General features: G+C 66.0%; 17 protein-coding genes. 14 read left to right on the forward strand and 3 right to left on the reverse strand.

What is annotated here, in order from left to right; all coding sequences use genetic code 11:
* Positions 1-321 precede the first annotated feature (321 nt).
* The gene (locus tag ABWI04_RS03180; RefSeq protein ID WP_353831344.1) at positions 322-3,663 is read right to left on the reverse strand and encodes a tetratricopeptide repeat protein; all 3,342 of its coding nucleotides are present in this window, start codon (positions 3,661-3,663) and stop codon (positions 322-324) included.
* 82 nt (positions 3,664-3,745) lie between these two features.
* A complete protein-coding gene (locus tag ABWI04_RS03185) occupies positions 3,746-4,183 on the reverse strand; it encodes a hypothetical protein (RefSeq protein WP_353831345.1) in 438 nt (145 codons plus the stop codon).
* A 312-nt stretch (positions 4,184-4,495) separates the two neighbouring features.
* Between ABWI04_RS03185 and ABWI04_RS03190 the strand changes: the two genes are divergently transcribed.
* The 14 genes from ABWI04_RS03190 (at position 4,496) to ABWI04_RS03255 (ending at position 14,299) form a co-directional block, all read left to right on the forward strand.
* Positions 4,496-5,293 carry a Scr1 family TA system antitoxin-like transcriptional regulator gene (locus tag ABWI04_RS03190; RefSeq protein WP_353831346.1) on the forward strand — a complete coding sequence of 266 codons (798 nt, stop codon included), beginning with the start codon at positions 4,496-4,498 and terminating at the stop codon, positions 5,291-5,293.
* Positions 5,294-5,369: 76 nt separating this feature from the next.
* On the forward strand, positions 5,370-5,780 hold the full coding sequence (locus ABWI04_RS03195) for an ATP-binding protein (RefSeq protein WP_353831347.1): 411 nt from the start codon (positions 5,370-5,372) through the stop codon (positions 5,778-5,780).
* 122 nt (positions 5,781-5,902) lie between these two features.
* On the forward strand, positions 5,903-6,748 hold the full coding sequence (locus ABWI04_RS03200; protein ID WP_353831348.1) for a sigma-70 RNA polymerase sigma factor region 4 domain-containing protein: 846 nt from the start codon (positions 5,903-5,905) through the stop codon (positions 6,746-6,748).
* Positions 6,749-6,758: 10 nt separating this feature from the next.
* On the forward strand, positions 6,759-7,583 hold the full coding sequence (locus ABWI04_RS03205) for a protein phosphatase 2C domain-containing protein (RefSeq protein WP_353831349.1): 825 nt from the start codon (positions 6,759-6,761) through the stop codon (positions 7,581-7,583).
* Between the two features lie 120 nt (positions 7,584-7,703).
* Positions 7,704-8,090: an SCO3933 family regulatory protein gene (locus ABWI04_RS03210; protein ID WP_353831350.1), complete on the forward strand. Its 387-nt coding sequence runs from the start codon at positions 7,704-7,706 to the stop codon at positions 8,088-8,090.
* Positions 8,091-8,103: 13 nt separating this feature from the next.
* A complete protein-coding gene (locus tag ABWI04_RS03215) occupies positions 8,104-9,444 on the forward strand; it encodes an FtsK/SpoIIIE domain-containing protein (RefSeq protein WP_353831351.1) in 1,341 nt (446 codons plus the stop codon).
* 88 nt (positions 9,445-9,532) lie between these two features.
* The gene (locus ABWI04_RS03220) at positions 9,533-9,817 is read left to right on the forward strand and encodes a hypothetical protein (RefSeq protein WP_353831352.1); all 285 of its coding nucleotides are present in this window, start codon (positions 9,533-9,535) and stop codon (positions 9,815-9,817) included.
* The gene (locus ABWI04_RS03225; RefSeq protein WP_353831353.1) at positions 9,817-10,650 is read left to right on the forward strand and encodes a DUF2637 domain-containing protein; all 834 of its coding nucleotides are present in this window, start codon (positions 9,817-9,819) and stop codon (positions 10,648-10,650) included. The genes ABWI04_RS03220 and ABWI04_RS03225 overlap by 1 nt, the downstream gene beginning before the upstream one ends.
* 18 nt (positions 10,651-10,668) lie before the next feature.
* Positions 10,669-11,076 carry a hypothetical protein gene (locus tag ABWI04_RS03230; protein ID WP_353831354.1) on the forward strand — a complete coding sequence of 136 codons (408 nt, stop codon included), beginning with the start codon at positions 10,669-10,671 and terminating at the stop codon, positions 11,074-11,076.
* Complete coding sequence (locus ABWI04_RS03235) at positions 11,076-11,225, forward strand: hypothetical protein (protein WP_353831355.1); 150 nt, start codon at positions 11,076-11,078, stop codon at positions 11,223-11,225. Before ABWI04_RS03230 ends, ABWI04_RS03235 begins: the two co-directional genes overlap by 1 nt.
* A gap of 15 nt (positions 11,226-11,240) precedes the next feature.
* Positions 11,241-11,396 carry a hypothetical protein gene (locus tag ABWI04_RS03240; RefSeq protein WP_353831356.1) on the forward strand — a complete coding sequence of 52 codons (156 nt, stop codon included), beginning with the start codon at positions 11,241-11,243 and terminating at the stop codon, positions 11,394-11,396.
* A 145-nt stretch (positions 11,397-11,541) separates the two neighbouring features.
* A complete protein-coding gene (locus ABWI04_RS03245) occupies positions 11,542-12,915 on the forward strand; it encodes a replication initiator (RefSeq protein ID WP_502913120.1) in 1,374 nt (457 codons plus the stop codon).
* Complete coding sequence (locus ABWI04_RS03250; protein ID WP_353831358.1) at positions 12,897-13,076, forward strand: helix-turn-helix domain-containing protein; 180 nt, start codon at positions 12,897-12,899, stop codon at positions 13,074-13,076. Before ABWI04_RS03245 ends, ABWI04_RS03250 begins: the two co-directional genes overlap by 19 nt.
* On the forward strand, positions 13,076-14,299 hold the full coding sequence (locus ABWI04_RS03255) for a site-specific integrase (RefSeq protein WP_353831359.1): 1,224 nt from the start codon (positions 13,076-13,078) through the stop codon (positions 14,297-14,299). The genes ABWI04_RS03250 and ABWI04_RS03255 overlap by 1 nt, the downstream gene beginning before the upstream one ends.
* 368 nt (positions 14,300-14,667) lie before the next feature.
* On the opposite strand, the gene ABWI04_RS03260 is transcribed toward ABWI04_RS03255, so the two are convergent.
* A complete protein-coding gene (locus ABWI04_RS03260; protein ID WP_353831360.1) occupies positions 14,668-16,218 on the reverse strand; it encodes a tetratricopeptide repeat protein in 1,551 nt (516 codons plus the stop codon).
* Between the last annotated feature and the right edge of the window lie 1,368 nt (positions 16,219-17,586).

Consider the following 17,586-nt stretch of genomic DNA (forward strand, 5'->3'; position numbering starts at 1 on the left):
TACCCTCCGGCCCGCGGGGGGCTGGGGGCCGCGAGGCCCCCGCTTCACGCTCGACCAGTAGACGCTTCGATCTCAAGGTGACAACTTGACGACAGAAGCGAAGAGGCATCCCGGCCATGTGTCTCTGCGGAGATTCGCGTGAACTGTCGTGGGGATTCTTGTAGTGCTTCCTAGCTGTACAGCACTTTTCCCACCGTGCTGTAGCAGCACTGTGTAACTCCCCGAGCAACCGGCCCACGCATGGAGCCAGCCATAGCCGGACACCGAACGCCACGCATCCCCCGTACCCTTGGGAGAGTGGGACGCTGCTGTGGAGGAATACTATTCCTCTCTCTGCGCATTCCTGACCTGCCGGACCATCGAGGTTTGCAGTGATTCCAAACTTCTCTGCACCCGAAGAGTGCTGGGATGTTCGTCGCCCAGGATTCGGCGGCGGGCACCAAGTACTGCACGGTATTCGGCCTCTGCAGCCTCCAACTTCCCACCCTTGAAAAGCAACCCAGCCAAGCGATAACGAGTGGCCAATGTGTTGGGATGCTCCTCACCGAGGACCCGACTCTCGGCTTCGAATACCGCACGGTATTCGGCCTCGGCGGCCCCCAACTCCCCACGCTCGGAAAGCAACCCAGCCAAGCGATAACGTGTGGTCAATGTGTTGGGATGCTCCTCACCGAGGACCCGACTCTCGGCTTCGAATACCGCACGGTATTCGGCCTCGGCGGCCCCCAACTCCCCACGCTCGGAAAGCAACCCAGCCAAGCGATAACGCGTCCCCAATGTGCTGGGATGCTCCTCACCAAGGACCCGACTCTCGACCTCCAGTACGGCACTGTATTCGTCCTTAGCGGCCCTCGACTGTTCACGCTTGGCAAGCAACCCAGCTAGACAGTGCCAGGTATTTAATGTAGTGGGATGCTCTTCACCCAATGCTCGTCGCTGCAGGCCCAACACCTCGCGATGCTCCTTCTCCGCCTCCTCCAACTTCCCTCGGCTATCGAGCACGTGGCCCAACCCATGTCTGGTATTCAATGTGTCGGGGTGTTCCTCGCCGAGGACCCGAATTTCGACGCCCAGTACCGCGCGATACTCGGCCTCAGCAGCCTCCAACTGCCCACGCATGGAAAGCAGGCCAGCCAGACACTGCCAAGTATTCAATGTGGTGGGATGCTCTTCACCCAATGCTCGTTGCTGCAGGCCCAACACCTCGCGATGCTCCTTCTCCGCCTCCTCGAACTTCCCCCGCTTTTCGAGAACATGCCCCAGTCTGTGCCTGCTATCCAATGTGCTGGGGTGTTCTTCACCGAGGACCCGCCCCTCAATTTCTACTACCGCGCGATATTCGCTTTCAGCAGCCTCCAACTGCCCACGCTCGGAAAGCAACCCAGCCAAACGGTAGCGCGTGCCCAATGTGCTGGGGTGTTCTTCACCAAGGACCCGCCCCTCAATTCCTAGTACCGCGCGATATTCGCTTTCAGCAGCCTCCAACTGCCCACGCTCGGAAAGCAACCCAGCCAGCTGACGCCAAGTGGTCAATGTTCCGGGGTGTTCCTCACCCAAGATCTGGCGACGCTTATTGAGAACCGCATGGTATTCGACTTCAGCAGTCTCCAACCGCCCCCGCCTTACGAGCAAACCAGCCAGACAATGCCAAGTTTCCAAGGTGTTGGGGTGCCCTTCACCTAGCGCCCTTCGCTGCAGACTCAATACCTCACGATGCTCAGTTTCCGCCTCCTCCAATTTTCCACGATCGGCGAGCACGTGTCCCAGTCGATGCCTTGTGGACAACGTACTTAGGTGCTCTTCTCCCAGGATTTGGCGACGCTTATTGAGAACCGCACGGTATTCGACCTCAGCAGTCTCCAACTGCCCGCGCCTTGCGAGCAAACCAGCCAGGCAATGCCAGGTAGTTAATGTGTCGGGATGCTCTTCACCTAGCGCCCTTCGCTGCAGATCCAATACCTCACGATGCTCGGTTTCCGCCTCCTCGAATTTTCCTCGATAGTCGTAGACGTGTCCCAGTCTATGCCTCGCATGCAATGTGTTAACGTGTTCTTCTGTAAGAATTCTAGTTTGAACTCTTACTATTGCTTGACATTCAAGTTCTGCTTGCTCGTAGTAGCCACGCGATTGTAGATATTGAAGGCTCGCGTCAGCCGAGTCGGCAGCCAATTGTAGGATGTCTGAATTTTCGTAAGCAGCATCGAAGGCCAGGCTTTCAGAAGATCTCAGAAGGAACGAGACGTGAGGGAAAAGAGCACTCCATAGTTGCCAACTTTGCGGGTCGCGCGACTGCCTCTCCAGGCCCGCCGCAGTGCGATGAGCAAGGGTTACAGCCAATTCGAAGTACTCGAATGGATAGTTACTCTTGCTATTCTGATGACGACTGATTCCACGCACTAGAGGGTGTACGCGGAGAGTCCCAACGGCATTTTTAGTTTCGCTGGTCCACGATTCATCCGAGTCAATCAGGCCAAGAGCATTAAGCGCTTGCAGGGCTTCCCAGATCTCTCGTCCTGAGACATTCGAGAATATTGTCGATTCTGACAGCCTTTGAGCGTGCAACAATGCCCTATATGGAATAGGGGCATCCGCAAAAGAGGAGAGGAGGCGGAGCACTTGCCTTGCTTTCTTGATTCCTCGGCGATGCAGCAGGTCAAGGGACATTTCCCAAGTCTGGGTAACCAGTCTGCGAGCTTCTTCGTGTGCGAATGAGCCTTCATCGTTTGACGAAGGGAATACTTCGTCAAAGCGTCCCTGCTCGACCGCAGCCTGATATTGCGCAAAAGTCAAAACCGCATCTTCGTCTGTAAATTCTGGAGGAATGTTCGTGGCATCCGCCAGATAGGCTCCCGCCAGGCGTAGCGCCAATGGCAAGCCGCCAAGCTGCTGCGCCAATTCGGTTGCTTGTTGGTGTGAGCCAGCCTTGTTGCCAACGTAATCTGTAAGCACTTTCGCCGCCTCGCCTGACGAAAGAACTCTAACCTCATGGAATATGCACCATGAGCCCCACCCGGCTCTTGAAGAATCTCGGCTAGTGACGACGGCGGTTCCAAAGGGAGAGAGTATAGGGCGCAACCAACCTGTTCCCGAGATTAGGTTTTGCCCGGCCACCTCCATTATCTCAGGATCGTCTACATTATCGATAATTAGCAGCCAAGGGCGTCTTAGTTCATTTAGGCGCTCCCACAAAAAATCGGGTCCATCTCCATGTTTTATGTCGTCCGAGGAGATTCCCATGCGCCGACACAGCGCATACATGCCCTCAATAAATCGATCTCTTGTTGCTGCAGGCACCCACCAGGTTTCTACGTCGTGGTTTAGGGCGACTGCAGCCACCTCCAATGCGACACTGGTTTTTCCGGAACCGCCCAATCCATTCAAGATGTGAACCCGCGGATTGGGATCTTTGTTCAAAACTGCCTTAAGTAGAGAATCAACCAACTCGTCGCGTCCGCGAAGGGGGAACCGAGGGTCGCGCTGCCCGAGGGGCGGCGCAATTGAGACTGGCGCAGCGGAAATTTCTGTTACGCCATAAAAATGATTATATTGGTCTCCTGCGCCGAGACTCGCCGAAATTCCCTGACCAGAAGTAATTATCTCCTGGCTAAAGGCCTCTCCTAGGGGAGGATTGGAGACTTGCTGCCTCGGCATTTTTTCGTTCATGCTCTGAGTCCTGCAGGAGAGGGAGTTTGCAGCGGCCTCTGTTGACTCAAATAATCGTCTGTCCTGGATGCCATCGACAAAATCACACACCCCCATCGGGAAGGGTGAAAGTGTTATTCTGAATGCCCTGGCCTTGCACGGCTTGCTGAGCATGGTCGGTAGCCTGAGCATTGACCTGTACGATCCCTGCGGCCGGGCCAGCCTGCTCGGCCAGGAACGCCACTAGGTCTCGCAGTGGCGCTTGAGCCTCAGGCTCGTCCTCCAACAGATCAGCAAACCGGGTCCTCCACGCCCACTCCTGAAGGCGACGCACCTCCTCGGCCTGCTTTCCCGAAGCCTCCATCACCTCCCGGCGGGCCAGTTCGAGCCGGGCTTCGTGACGCTCTTCTTCAGCAGCATCCCCCCTGGCTAGCAAGCGCGCCACTCTTGTGCGTGCTTGCTGCCACCCATCTGTGACCATCGCCGACACCAGCCCGGTCCCTGCCGATGCCGCCAACCCAGCCAACGCTTCGTTCAACATCTGGGCCCTTACCTCCTTGAAGTGAAAGCTAGGCTAATACTCTAGGTCGACCCTACAAAAGGTATGTCAGATGCCTTGGCCGAAGTCGGCGAGATCATTTCTCACCGACCCAACGAAGTCGGGTGGCCGGGGCGGGTCGGCCCGGAGAGGCCGCACGCCCGGCCCGGCCGCCGGCGGCCGCGTAGCGGGCGCCCTTGAAGACGTAGAGAAAGTTCTCATCCGGTACGGCATGCATGCTGCTGACCTGCGGGTTTGCGGTCTGAGCGCTCGTGTGGCTGTGGGGTCCGGGTTCGGGTGGTAGAACGCTCGGTTATGGGTGCTGAGCGGCTGCGGGAGATCGGGCAGGAGTTGCGGCGGCTTCGGGTGGCTGCTGGGTTGTCCGGGGTTGGTCTGGCTTCGCGAGCTGGGGTGCCTCAGTCGACGGTGTCTCGGGTGGAGACGGGGCGGCGGGTCTCTGATCCGGACGTGGTGTCCCGGTTGTTCGGGGCGTTGGAGTTGGGGCCGACAGAGTCTGAGCGGCTCGCCCTCCTGGTGCGGGCGGCGTACGAGGAGACTGCCGCTCGTCGGGTTGATGCTGGGGTGTCGTTCCGGTCTGGGGCCGGCGTCGAGTGGGCTCGTGAGGCTGAGCTCGTCCGGGCGTTCGGGGCGGTGGTGCTGCCTCGGCTGGTGTGGACGGCGGAGTTTGCTGCTGTTGCGGGGGCCGGCGGTGATGCTGACGTGTGGGCTTCGCTGGCTCGTGATGGGGCGCGGCGGTTGGTGGTTGTGGTTGCTGAGGCTGCTTTGCGGACTTGGCCGGGGTCGGGTGAGGGCATGGTCGAACAGCTCGCCTACCTGGCTGAGGCTTCGAGGTGGGCGCATGTGCGGTTGGGTGTGGTTCCCGAGGGTGTGATGCCTCGGGTGCCGCTGCATGGGTTCGCGATGTACGACCAGGCGGCCGTCACGGTGGAGACGTTCACGCGTGAGCTGACCTTGGCTGACGCCGAGGAGGTGGCGGTGTACGCGGGAGTCTTCGAGGAGTTCGAGCGGGCCGCGGTGTTCGGTGACGAGGCGCGAGTCCTGGTGGAGAGGGCGGCCGCTGAGCTTCGGAACGCCCTAGGCTCTATTCACTGAACGTATTGAATAGATCTCCAGATCTGGCATACGCTGCGTCTTCCTCGGGGTGTGTAGCCCCCTAGACGCGCGGGTGGTGATCGACGTGACGCGCTGGTCTCGTCTGTTCGAGGGCCGACTCGGATCGATAAGCGACGCAAGGGCCTTCTCTCGGGCACTCGTCGTCGAGCGGGTGCCGGACGATCTAGTTACGACAGTGGAGCTCGTGGTCAGCGAGCTTTGCACGAACGCCGTGCAGCACACGGCGAGCGGTGAGGATGGGGGGCACTTCATCCTGGAGCTGGAGGCGCATCCGGAGCACGTCCGGGTGGCGGTGGTCGATCTCGGGGCGCAGACTCCCCCGGTCCTCCGCGGTGGGCCTGCGAGCACTGATGCCGTTTCCGGGCGGGGCCTGCTGATCGTCGACGCGGTCTCCAAAGCCTGGGGGACGGAGGCGGTACGCGTCGGGCGGCGTGTCTGGGCGGACGTCGTCGGCGCGGCGGTGTGAGCGGTCCGCCGATACCGCGCCGTCGGCGGCGTTTGCGCACTGTGAGCTCCTCGACTGGCCATGAGCTATCCGGCACCTTGTCTAGGGTCCTAGACTCACTGGTGGACTCCGGAGGGGGTGTCATGCCAGGTGAGTTGGAGCGCATCGCGCAGATAGACGACCCGTATGAGCTGCTGCGCGCTGCGACTGAGCGTCTGGCGGAGGCTCAGCAGGAGGTCACGGAGTTGGCGCGGCTGAGGCGGCGTCTGATCCAGGACTTGCACGCGCAGGGGATGTCGTACGCGCAGATCGCACAAGCGGCGGGGCTGAGCCGCGGGCGTATCCATCAGATCCGGCACACGGGGCCGGCGCCTGAGGGCGCGTTCCTGGGGGCGGGTGAGGTGATCGTGGTGACTCCCCTGCGGCCCGACCCTGCGAGTGATCGGACGTATGTCGCCCTGGACGACCTGAAGACCGGGCAGGCGTTGGAGGACCTGGCGCGGACGTTCGACCTGACCGTGAAGTCTGATCACGTCGGGCTTGATGGCGGTATCGACCTCAACCGCGCTGGGATGCTGGTGATCTGCGGGCCTCGGATGTCGCCCGCGATGCAGGAGGCGTACGGCAAGGATCCCGTTCTTGCGTGGGAGCGGGACGAGGTCGGTTGGCTGCTGCGGGACACCCGGACTGGCAACGGCTATCGGTCGGGGCAGGAGGAGCGTCCGGCCCGGAACTACGACGTGGGGTACCTGGGGCGGCTGCCTCGGCCGGACGGCAAGGGAAGCTTCCTGGCTGTCGCCGGTATTCACCCTGAGGGGTCGCTCGGTGTGGTCCATTTGCTGACCACGGATATCGGGAGCCTGTGGGGGCAGGTCGGCAACGAACGGTTCTCGGTCGTGGTCGGCACCGAGTACACCGCGGACACCCATGAGCCGGTGCGGACGGAGTTGCTGACCCCGATCTACCGGCACGACGAGGCGGCTAGCTGACGAGGGACGGATGCGCGTACAGATCGCCAGCGAGGCGGGATATCCGGACCGAGACAACGAAGACTTCGCGGCGACTGCGCCGGGGTTGTTCGTCGTCGTGGACGGGGCGGGGACGCCGGCGGGCGTGGGCTCTGGATGCGTGCACTCGGTTGCCTGGTACGCGCGAAACCTGGGCGGACTGCTTCTAGCTACCGCTACGGACGTCGGCGTCAGCCTGGACGAGGCGCTCGCCGTCGCCATCGAGCGTGTCAACGCGCTGCATGCCGGGACATGTGATCTCGGGCATCCTGGGTCCCCCTCGGCCACGGTCGCGCTTGCGAGGGCGAGCGGGGAACGCCTCGATTACCTGGTGCTCTCGGACGCAGTGGTCGTCCTCGACCCGGTCGACCAGGAGCCGGCGGTCATCACTGACGATCGGCTCGCAGAGGTGATCACTCGTCTGAGCGAGCCGGGCGAACTGCCCGCGGTGGGCAGCGGCGAGCATGCCGAGCGGCTCCGGAGTCGAGTCGAGCGGCTCGCGTCCTACCGCAACCAGCCAGGCGGCTTCTGGGTGGCGAGCACGAAACCGGAAGCGGCCGGACAGGCTCTCACCGGGGCGATACAGCTCGGCGAGCTCGGCGCGGTGGCGCTCCTGAGCGACGGCGCTAGCCGGCTGGTCGACACCTTCGACCTGATGAGCTGGCCTGAGCTGCTCGCGGTGCTCCGCAAGGACGGACCGGCCGAACTGATCACCCGGACGCGGGAAGCAGAGGCGTCCGATCCGCACGGAACACGGTGGCCACGCGGCAAGGCGTCCGACGATGCCACTGCGGTCTTGTGGGTCTCCGGAAACTAGTTCAGAGACTTCTGTAGACCCCCCTAGACAGTCTCCCTCCTCATCGCATACCTTCACTGTGCACCCCCCTAGACAACCACCTTCCGAACAGGCGACTCGAACTGTCTAGGGGGATCGACAGTGGAGGTCTTCGTGCGCAACATCCCGGTCGACGTGTCGGCGCTGACGGTCGTCTGCGTGTCGCCGCCGCGTCCGAAGCTCGTCAACCAGGACACAGGGGAGGTGAAGACGGACCGCAACGGTCAGACGGTGTTCACGGTCGGTCTGTCGGCTGCTGACGCGATGGGGCGGGTGGACCTGCTCCAGGTGGCGGTAACCGGCGACCAGTCGATCACCCTCGGGGAGGTCGTCACGCCGGTCGGGCTGGTCGCCTTCCCCTGGGAGGCGGTTCTCGGGGGTGAGAAGCGGTGGGGTGTGGCCTACCGCGCCGACCGCATCGTCCCCGTCTCCGCCGCTCCGGCGTCGGGTTCCTCGTCGGATGCGTCCGCTCCGGCGGGCGTGGCCTGAACCGGCGGCCGTCATGACTGACTTCGTCCTGGTGCTCGGGGTCCTGGCCGCTGCGGCGGCCGGGCTCTGGGCCTGGCGCCGGTTCCATCCGGTGTCGTTCTGGTACGGCGTCGGCTTCCCGGCCCGAGCGGTGCTGGTGTACCTGACGTGGCATCACGTCGCCTCGGGCTGCAAGCTGACCCGCAACCGGCGACGGTTCCGGCTCACCCTGGACGCTCTCCCCGTGGTCGGGCCTGCCTCGCGCTCGGCTGCGACGGTGGTCGAGCACAAGCGGCGGGTGCGGCGGGTCGACGTCGAGCGCTCGCCCCGCCTCGGGCTGCTGCGGCCGACCCGGCTGGGGTGGCGGATGCGGCTGCGCCTGCACGACGGGCAGGTCCCCGCCGACTACGAGAAGGCGGCCGAGGGGATCGCGCACGCCTGGCGCGTCCACTCCGTCCGGGTGGTCGATGTCCGGCCAGGCTCGGTGACGCTGTGGGCGACGATGCGTGACCCGCTGATCGAAGTGGTCACCGAACCGGAGACCGGTGATCTGCTAACGGTGCGTCCGGGGAAGCTGGAGAACGGCCGTGACTGGGTAATCGACTTCCGCACGATCCCGCACTGGCTCAACGTCGGCGCGACACAGTCGGGGAAGTCGAACCTGGCCAACGCTCTGCTCAAGGGATTAGCTCCGCAACCGGTCGCCCTGGCGGGCTTCGACCTCAAAGGCGGCGTCGAGTTCACGCCCTACGCCCCGCGTCTGTCGGCGCTGGCCACGACCCGCAAAGAGTCGGTCGATCTGCTGGCCGATCTGGTGGGCGAGGTCGAGAACCGCATGGCCACCTGCCGGGCGCACGGTGCGCGCAATGTGTGGACGCTGCCTGAGGATCTGCGGCCGATGCCCATCGTGGTCCTGGTGGACGAGGTCGCTGAACTGTTCCTCATGGCCGACAAGTCCGAGAAGGACGAGGTGTCGCGGACGGCTACCGCGCTGCTGCGGGTGGCCCAGCTCGGGCGGGCGTTCGCGGTCTACCTGGTTGTGTGCGGGCAACGCGTCGGCTCCGACCTGGGACCTGGCGTCACCGCGCTACGCGCCCAGTTGTCGGGGCGGGTGTGCCACCGGGTCAACGACCCGGAGACGGCGAACATGGCGCTTGGTGACCTCGACCCGGCCGCGCTGGACGCCGCCCGCGTCATCGCGGCTGAGACTCCGGGCGTGTGCATCGTCGCCGGGCAAGACGGCTCGTGGCACCGTGCCCGCTCGGTCTACGTCCCCGAACACGAGGCCGAACAGGCAGCGCGGGACTACGCGCACCTGACCCCGGCCTGGGAGACCCTCGTCGGCTCCGCCCCGGTCGTCCGCCCCGCCGCATAGACACCCCCACCTTTCCCGGCTCGGCGTGAGCCCTGATCACGCCACGTCCCTACCCGACCCATGTCCGAATCCGGTCCTGGAGGCTCTCGTGGCTACCCGCGTCCTCGCCGTTCGTCCTCGGCCCGTCCCCGTCCTGGCCGCCTCGGCCCTGGCATCGTCCCGGCCGTCCGCCGTCTCGTCCTCGTCGGGCCGCCGGCCGGTGCGCGTTGAGTGGGACGAGCTGCGGAACCTGGACGTCGCGGTCTGTGGATCCTGCACCGAGTCGTTTGCCTCGCCCCGGTCCGGCGAGGTCGACGCCTGGGCCGACGCGCACATCTGTGATGCCGAACTGGTCGCGCTGCTCGCCCTCGTCCTCCACCGGCGGGCGGCGTGATGCGGCGGCTCGCCGGGGCGGTAGCCGATTCCGCGCCGGTCGTCGTCCTGGCCGGGATCGCGGCGGCCGGGTCGTTCACCCACATCCGCGACACCGCCACCGAACACGGTCAGCAGGGGTGGATGGCCTGGGCCATTGCGGTCTGCATCGACCTGACATGCGTCATGGCGGCCGCGGAACGCCAGCGGGACAAGAGCACTGGGCGGGAGACGGGGCGGCTGTCGTGGCCGACCGTGGTCCTGGTCGGCGGAATCCTGCTGTCGCTGGCTGCCAACCTGGCGCAGGCCGACCCGTCGGTCTGGGGCTGGATCACTGCCGGGACTCCGGCGGGCGCGTTCCTGGTCGCGGTGTCGATGCTGGAGCGCCGAAAGGCCGGCACCCCGGCGGCGGCGCACACCTCGCCCGTCCCGGAGTCCTTCGGCCGTCCCGACCCTGCCCCGGCCTCGTCCGGCTCGCCCTCGGCATCGTCCTCGTGGGTGGTCTGGGAGGACGAACGCCCCACCGTCGCCGCTGCTGCCGTCCCCGCTGCCCAGGACGAACCCCGCGACGGTGCCCGCGACGAGCAGGACGGGCAGACCTCTATCCCCGTCCCCGCCGACCAGTCCTCCGCGGCGCCGTCCGCTCCGCCGTCCGCCTCGTCCTCGCCGACTGGGACGGCTGGCCCGCTTGTCGACTTCGCGCGCCGTGTCGCCTCCGAGCACGAAAGCCGGCACGGGCGGCCGATCACCCGTGACGCGCTACGCGCACGGCTCGGCGTCTCCAACCAACTCGCCTCAGACCTGCTCCGCCAACTCCGCACCGAACAGCCCCACGCAACCGCGTCCGTTTCTTGAGCACTGGAGGAACCTGCAATGACCGCCCACACCAACCCGACCGGTCACGCGTCCCTGCTCGTGCCCGGTGATCTGTTCGCCCGCCACCAGACCATCACCGGCCTTCGCGCCCTGGCCGACTTCCTGGAGGCCAACCCCGCCGTCCCGGTCAATGAGTACGGCAGGGAGTACAACGTCTACGCCCGCGCTGAGGACGAGGCCGCGGCGGTCGCCATGGTCGACCAGGTCGCCGCGCTGCTCGGGGCCGAAGTCATCGACAACCGCGCCGAGGGCGGCCATTACAGCGCTGAGAAGACCTTCGGCCGCATCACCTACGGCATCGTCCACGTCCCCCAGCGCCGCCACGACGAATACGACGCCTACACCAGCTACCGCCACAACATCCGCCTCGACCCCGACCAGGTCGACGAGGGACGGGCGGCCTGATGACCGCCGACCAGGACCCGGCGCCCTCCCGCGCGCTCGTCCCGCTCGCCCGGTTGGTCGTGGGCTGGGTGTGCGGGACGTGCGGCGGGGGCGGGATCGCCTCCGACGGGTCGACCTGTCCTGACTGCAACGGCCACGGCCACACCTGACAGAAGGGGCACCTGATGTTCCTGCGCCGCTGCGCCTTCGGCTGCTTCTGGCTGGTCCTGGGCCTGTTCGCGGTCCGGCATCCCGAGCGTGCCGCCGCGACCGTCCGCGCCATCGCTCACGGCCTGGCGCTCGTGGCCGACGGGCTCGCCCGGCTCACCTCGGCCTTGTAGTTCCCCGGCGTGGCCGCCGTCGCCGGCAAGCAAGTGCGGCCACGCCGGGCCCATCACCCGCCCATCCCACAGACAGGCAGGAGACCCCTTCATCGTGCCCGATCCCGCCCCCGCTCCGCTCATTAACGGTGTGGCCGCGCGTGACATGGCCAACCGGTACAACCGCGCCGACTTCCGCGCCTGGGCACGCCGCGCACACTCCACCGGCGGCTGCGCCCAACCCGTCCACCTCCGCGGCCGCGTCACCCACCTCGACCCGCAGACCGGTGAGATCCTCCGGCACTACTCCACCGCCCAAGAGCCGGGCGGGACACTGCGGGTGGCGTGCAAAACCCGGCGCGCGTCGCGGTGCCCGGCGTGTGCTGAGACCTACCGCGCGGATACCTATCAGCTCGTCCGGGCGGGCCTGGTCGGCGGCAAGGGCGTACCGGACACCGTCACACAGCATCCGGCGGCGTTCGTCACCCTGACCGCGCCCTCGTTCGGGCCGGTTCACTCCCGCCGCACCGGTAAGGCCGGCGGCGTGGTGGCCTGCCGTCCTCGGCGCGATGGCGGGACGTGTCCGCACGGGCGGCCCGTCTCCTGCACCGTCCGCCACTCCGAGGGGGATCCGCGGCTCGGGCAACCCATCTGCCCCGACTGCTTCGACTACGCCAGCGCGGTGCTCTGGAACGCGCACGCCCCTGAGCTGTGGCGCCGGTTCGCCCTGGCCTTCCGGCGCTACGTCGCCCGCTCGGCGGGCCTGCGCGTGGCCGACCTACGGGACGTGCTCACCGTCTCCTTCGCCAAAGTCGCCGAATACCAACGGCGCGGCCTGGTCCACTTCCACGCCGTCATCCGCCTCGACGGACCCGGCGGCCCCGACACGCAACCGCCCGCCTGGGCCACCCTCGGCCTCCTCAAGGCGGCCGTCGACCACGCGGCCGGGGCCGTGACGGTGTCGAGTCCAGCGGCCGGTGACGTCCCGGCCCAAGAGCACGTGTGGGGCTCACAGGTCGACGTCCGACCGATCACCACCACAGGGGACCTCACCGATACAGCGGTAGCGGGCTACATCGCCAAGTACGCCACCAAAGCCGCCGAATGCGTCGGCACCCTCGACCGCCGCATACGCCCCACAGACGAACTGACCGACCTACCTGTGAGCGGCCACGCCCGGCGACTCATCGCCGAATGCCTCCGACTGGGCGCGCTGGAGGAGTTCGCGAGGCTGCGGCTGGCCGAATGGGCCCACATGCTCGGCTTCCGCGGCCACTTCTCCACCAAATCCCGCCGCTACTCCACCACCCTCGGCGCACTCCGCGCCGCCCGCATCGACCACAACCAGCACCAACACGACGACATCACCACCGGACGCCTCCCCTTCGACGACGACCAAGTCCTGGTCGTCGCCCACTGGCGCTACCTCGGCCAAGGCATGACACCCGGCGAAGCACTCCTCACCGCCGCACTCACCGGCAAGCCCATGCCGGCCCTCACCACCGATGAACGGAGTTTCGCGTGCCCAAGCTCCTGCTGACCGTCCCCGAAGCGGCCCAAGCTCTGTCCATCTCCCGCAGCAAGCTCTACGAACTCCTCGCCTCCGGGGCCATCCGCTCCGTCCGCATCGACGGAGCGCGCCGCATCCCGCTCAACGCCCTCAACGACTTCGTCAACGCCCTGATGGAAGAGGCAGCCTGATGGCAAAGACCGCCCTCGCCAACCCCGAAGAGCCACGCCGACCCGGCAAGTCCAAGCTTCGTGACGGCGTGATGAAGCGGGGCAAGACCTGGTCCTATGTCATCCGCGTCACGGACCCCGAAACCGGCGTCTCAAAACCCAAGTGGGTCGGTGGCTTCCCGACCGAAGACGCCGCCAAAGAAGCCCGCGACGAAGCACGCGTGCGGGCACGGCGGGGCGAGTACATCGACCGCAACGCCATCACTGTGAGCGACTACCTGGACGAGTGGCTCGACGCTCACGCGGTCGAGATCAAGCCCAAGACCCTGGCCAACTACCGCTATCTGATCGACCGGCACGTCCGACCCAACATCGGCGGCCTGCGGCTCCAAGCCGTCCGGCCCGGCCAGATCACCAAGCTCTACCGCGACCTCGTCACCGTGGGAGGCCGAAAGGGTGCGGGGCTCTCGCCTCGGACGGTCGCGCACGTGCACTCGGTGCTCCGGAAGGCGTTCGGCGACGCCGTCCGGGTTGATGAGCTGATCGCGTCCAACCCCACGGAACGCGCGAAGCGGCCTCGGCTGCATCACGGTGAGCCGGGGAAGGTCTGGACCCCTGCACAGCTCCGGGCCTTCCTCGTCTCCACTGAGGGCCATCGGCTCTCGGCCTTCTTCCACCTGGCCGCATACACCGGTGCTCGCCGCAGTGAGCTGCTCAACCTGCGGTGGCCGGACGTCGACCTCGACGGGGCCTCGATCCACATCAAGGGGTCGGTGGGGTTTGTCGCCGGCGAGCGCATCGAGGGGACGACCAAGAGTGGCCGGTCCCGTGTCGTGAGCCTCGACCCCGGCACGGTCGACGTCCTCAAGGCCCACCGGAAGCGCCAGCTCGCCGACAAGCTCAAGGCGGGCGAGTTCTGGAAGGGCACCGAGGACGGCCACGTGTTCGCCACGGGATGGGGTGAGCCGGTCCACCCGGACACGGTCTCGTCCCTCATGGCAACGCTGATTAGAGAGCACAACGCGGCGGACGGCGTGACGCCTCTCCCCCACGCAAGACTGCACGACCTCCGCCACGTCCACGCGACGACTCTGCTCCTGGCGGGCGTTCCCGTCCACGTGGTCGCCGCTCGGCTCGGGCACGCTGACCCGGCGATCACGCTGCGGGTCTACGCGCACGTCGTCAGCGAGCAGCTTGCCGAAGCGGCCACGATCTTCGCCGACAGGATCGACGGCGCGGCGTAGTCGGCTGTTAGCAAACCCGTTAGCAAAAGCCCCCTTCCTAGGCCCGGAAGGGGGCTTTGAGCTGGGAGCCGGCGAGGGGACTTGAACCCCTAACCTTCTGTTTACAAGAAACCGGCCGCCTGAAGATCGCCACCATCACCGCAGGTAGACGGGTGTGCGGCCGGTCGCCGGTGCCAGCAGTCGTAAGCCTCTGTTGCGGTACTTCCGTGCTGTACTTTCCGGGCTACATCTATCGGGCGAGGGCTGCCGAGGGTGTGCCATTGGCGGGTTCGGTTGACGCTACTGCTGTCATCGCTGCTTTTAGCTCGAAGCGCTCTCTTCGGGGCGTCCCAGGCTCCGAAGCACGGTGGCGAGGTTGTTGCGGCTGGTCAGGTGTCAGGGTGGTCGGAGCCCAGCACCCGCACGCTGGCCTCCAGCACCGCCCGGTTCTCCGCCTCGGCCTCCTCCAACCTCCCCAGGCTCCGCAGCGCGCCGACGAGGTTGCTTCGGCTGGTCAGGGTGTCGGGATGGTCAGGGCCCAGCACCCGCATCCTGGTTTCCAGCACCGCCCGGTTCTCCGCCTCCGCCTCCTCCAACCTCCCCAGGCTCCGCAGCGCGCCGACGAGGTTGCTTCGGCTGGTCAGGGTGTCGGGATGGTCAGGGCCCAGCACCCGCATCCTGGTTTCCAGCACCGCCCGGTTCTCCGCCTCCGCCTCCTCCAACCTCCCCAGACCCCACACCACGAGAGCAAGGTTGCTGCGAGTAGTCAGGGTGTCGGGATGGTCGGAGCCCAGCACCCGCACCTTGGTCTCCAGCACCGCCCGGTTCTCCGCCTCCGCCTCCTCCAACCTCCCCAGATCTTGCAGCACGGTAGCGAGGTTGCCGCGGCTGGCCAGGGTGTCGGGGTGGTCGGGGCCGTGCTGGTCCTGGCTGCTGGCGAGGGCTTGGCGTAGGGCCGTCTCGGCGACCAGATACCGGCCTTGAGCAAGGGCCGTGGTGGCGAGGTTGCTTGCCTCGCTCGGGCTGGCGTGGGCGAGAACGGCGGTGATGGTCGTCTCGGGAACGTGGGTGCCCGCGGGGGTTCGATGCTGGACCGTGTCGACCAGGTAGTCGAACACCTCGTAGGCATCCTTTGTGCCGGCGTGCAAGGGGGCGTTACCCGAGTCCCGGGGCCGAGTGGCCCATTCCCAGGCCTGGTCAAGGGCTTCGGGATGTAGCCGCGCGCCGCCTTTGTGATCGAGGTAGCCGCTGTGTAGTTCCTCCAGCAGGATCTTGGGCAAGGGCGCGGTGTACCCGGCACGACGGATATCCACTGCGACGGCGATCAGGGCGGCCGCCCTCGGGTGAGTGCCCTTGGCCCACGCGTTGTCCCACTCGGCCAGCAGTTGCGGCCCGCATGCCAGATACTCGGCCACCCCGAACGTATCGGCATGCGCAAGGGCGTCACCGATTCGCGGATCCTCCCCGGCCAAAGCCCCCGCCCGCTGCTGTTCAGCCGCGCTGAACCGACGCTCCACAAAGATCCGGTGCGCCTGCTCCAGCACCGCGCGGCTGTCACGCTGAAGCTGCCTGCGCTCCTCGTCCTCGGACGTGACGCTAAACCGGTCTTCCTCGGCCGCCCGCAGCGTCGCCACGATCACCCGATGATGATTGGTGCCGGTCATCAGCTCAGTGACGTGGTTGCGGGCCAGGCCCCCGGCACCCAGGTAGCTTTCAAGGTCGTTGAGCCACAGCACACAACGCCGGATCGTGGCCGCCTTCTGCACCGCAGCCGCCACCCCGTCCCGCTTCTCCGGCACGATCAGCGTGTGATCGGGAAGCTTCGCCCGGACGGCCTCAAACGCCGCCCGTGTCTTGCCCGCCGTGGAGTCCCCCACCAGCAGCACAAACCCGCAGCGGTCCAGTTCCCGGCGCAGTTCGGTGTCGATGTCGCGCGGCACATAGACCGGAACCCGGTCCCCAACAGCTCCAGCGCTTTCCGCTTCGTCGGGGCCGGTCTATCGGCGAGGCGCGGGATGGACCCCGATAGTGATGGGGTCGGTGACTTCCCTAACCCGTGGGAGCCGGCCACCCGGGGTGAAGCTTCCCTGCGTCAGTTCCTGAGCGAGGGTCTCGCGGTTCTGCACCGTCCGCTCAAACCGTGCCTTCCAGATCCCTGCGAACAGCGTCGCCACCGGGACCACAACTGCGGCGGCCGTCAACCACCGCCAGTCCTTCACCCCAGCCACCGCCAGCACCCCCGGCGCCGCGACCAGCAACGCCAACGCACCCGCCAGGAAGGCCGCCCCTATGACCCGGTTACCACCCACACCTACACCCCGTATCCCCGGGCTGACTCATAGATTCCAGGCTTGCACGCGATCACCTCGAACCAGACCCCCTACGCACAAACGTGACCCGACCTGGCCGTGCATCGATAACGCATGCGAGCTCTGCTCGCTACCGAGGCCATTCGAGTAACAGCGAGACGACCGCATGCCAGAGAGCATCTGATTACAAGCAAGATCAACACCGTCCGGGAGGGTCCCCACATGCCTCCTGACCAGCGCCGCAACCTCCCGCACGTCCACACCCATCCAAGATCATCCGACCCCGTTGTTAGCACCACCGTTAGCACCCACACCCGTCCCGGAGGGTGCGCCCGCGCGAACGACGAGACCCTGTGGCAGACAACTTCGCGCGGGCGGCCCCTCCGGCCCGCAGGGGCTGGGGGGCGTGAGGCCTGCAGGAAACCCGAGGCCGATCAACAGGAGACCCTCGGACGGCTCCGAGAACGCCGCCTGTGCGTCGGAACTCCAACCCGTATTTAACCCGCCCAGCCGTAAAGGCCTGTGGACGGCCGTACACAACTAGACATCAGCGAAACGGCCCCTCACTCAGGTCATCCCTGATAAGGGTCTTTCGCCTGAGTGGTCACGGGTTCAGTGAAGGCCCGCGAATGACCCATCCAGCGCCTCCGCCCGACCTCACCCATGGCCCAGCGGGCGATAAACGCTATGGCGTTGAGTCGGGTTGCCTGCCTATCTCCGTCTTGGTTTGTTCTGCCGCAGCTAGGTACCCATTGAATACTTCGGGGATCTGCTCAGTCAGCCCCCGGTAGATGGCGATAGCTTCGTCGACGGCTGCTGCTGCTTCGGTGAGTTCGATGCGATGGGCATTTCTGATCCAGGCACTAGCCCATAGCGACCTGGCCAGGTCTGGGAGGTAGGCGGCGGGGTGAGCCGCAGCCAACTTACGGCGGATGTCCACAGCCTCCCGAAATGGCTCCAGCGCAGCACGGTCCTCACCCACCCCGGACAAGCAGCCAC

It is taken from the genome of Actinomadura sp. NPDC000929 (assembly GCF_040492065.1).
Taxonomy (GTDB): Bacteria; Actinomycetota; Actinomycetes; order Streptosporangiales; family Streptosporangiaceae; genus Spirillospora; species Spirillospora verrucosospora.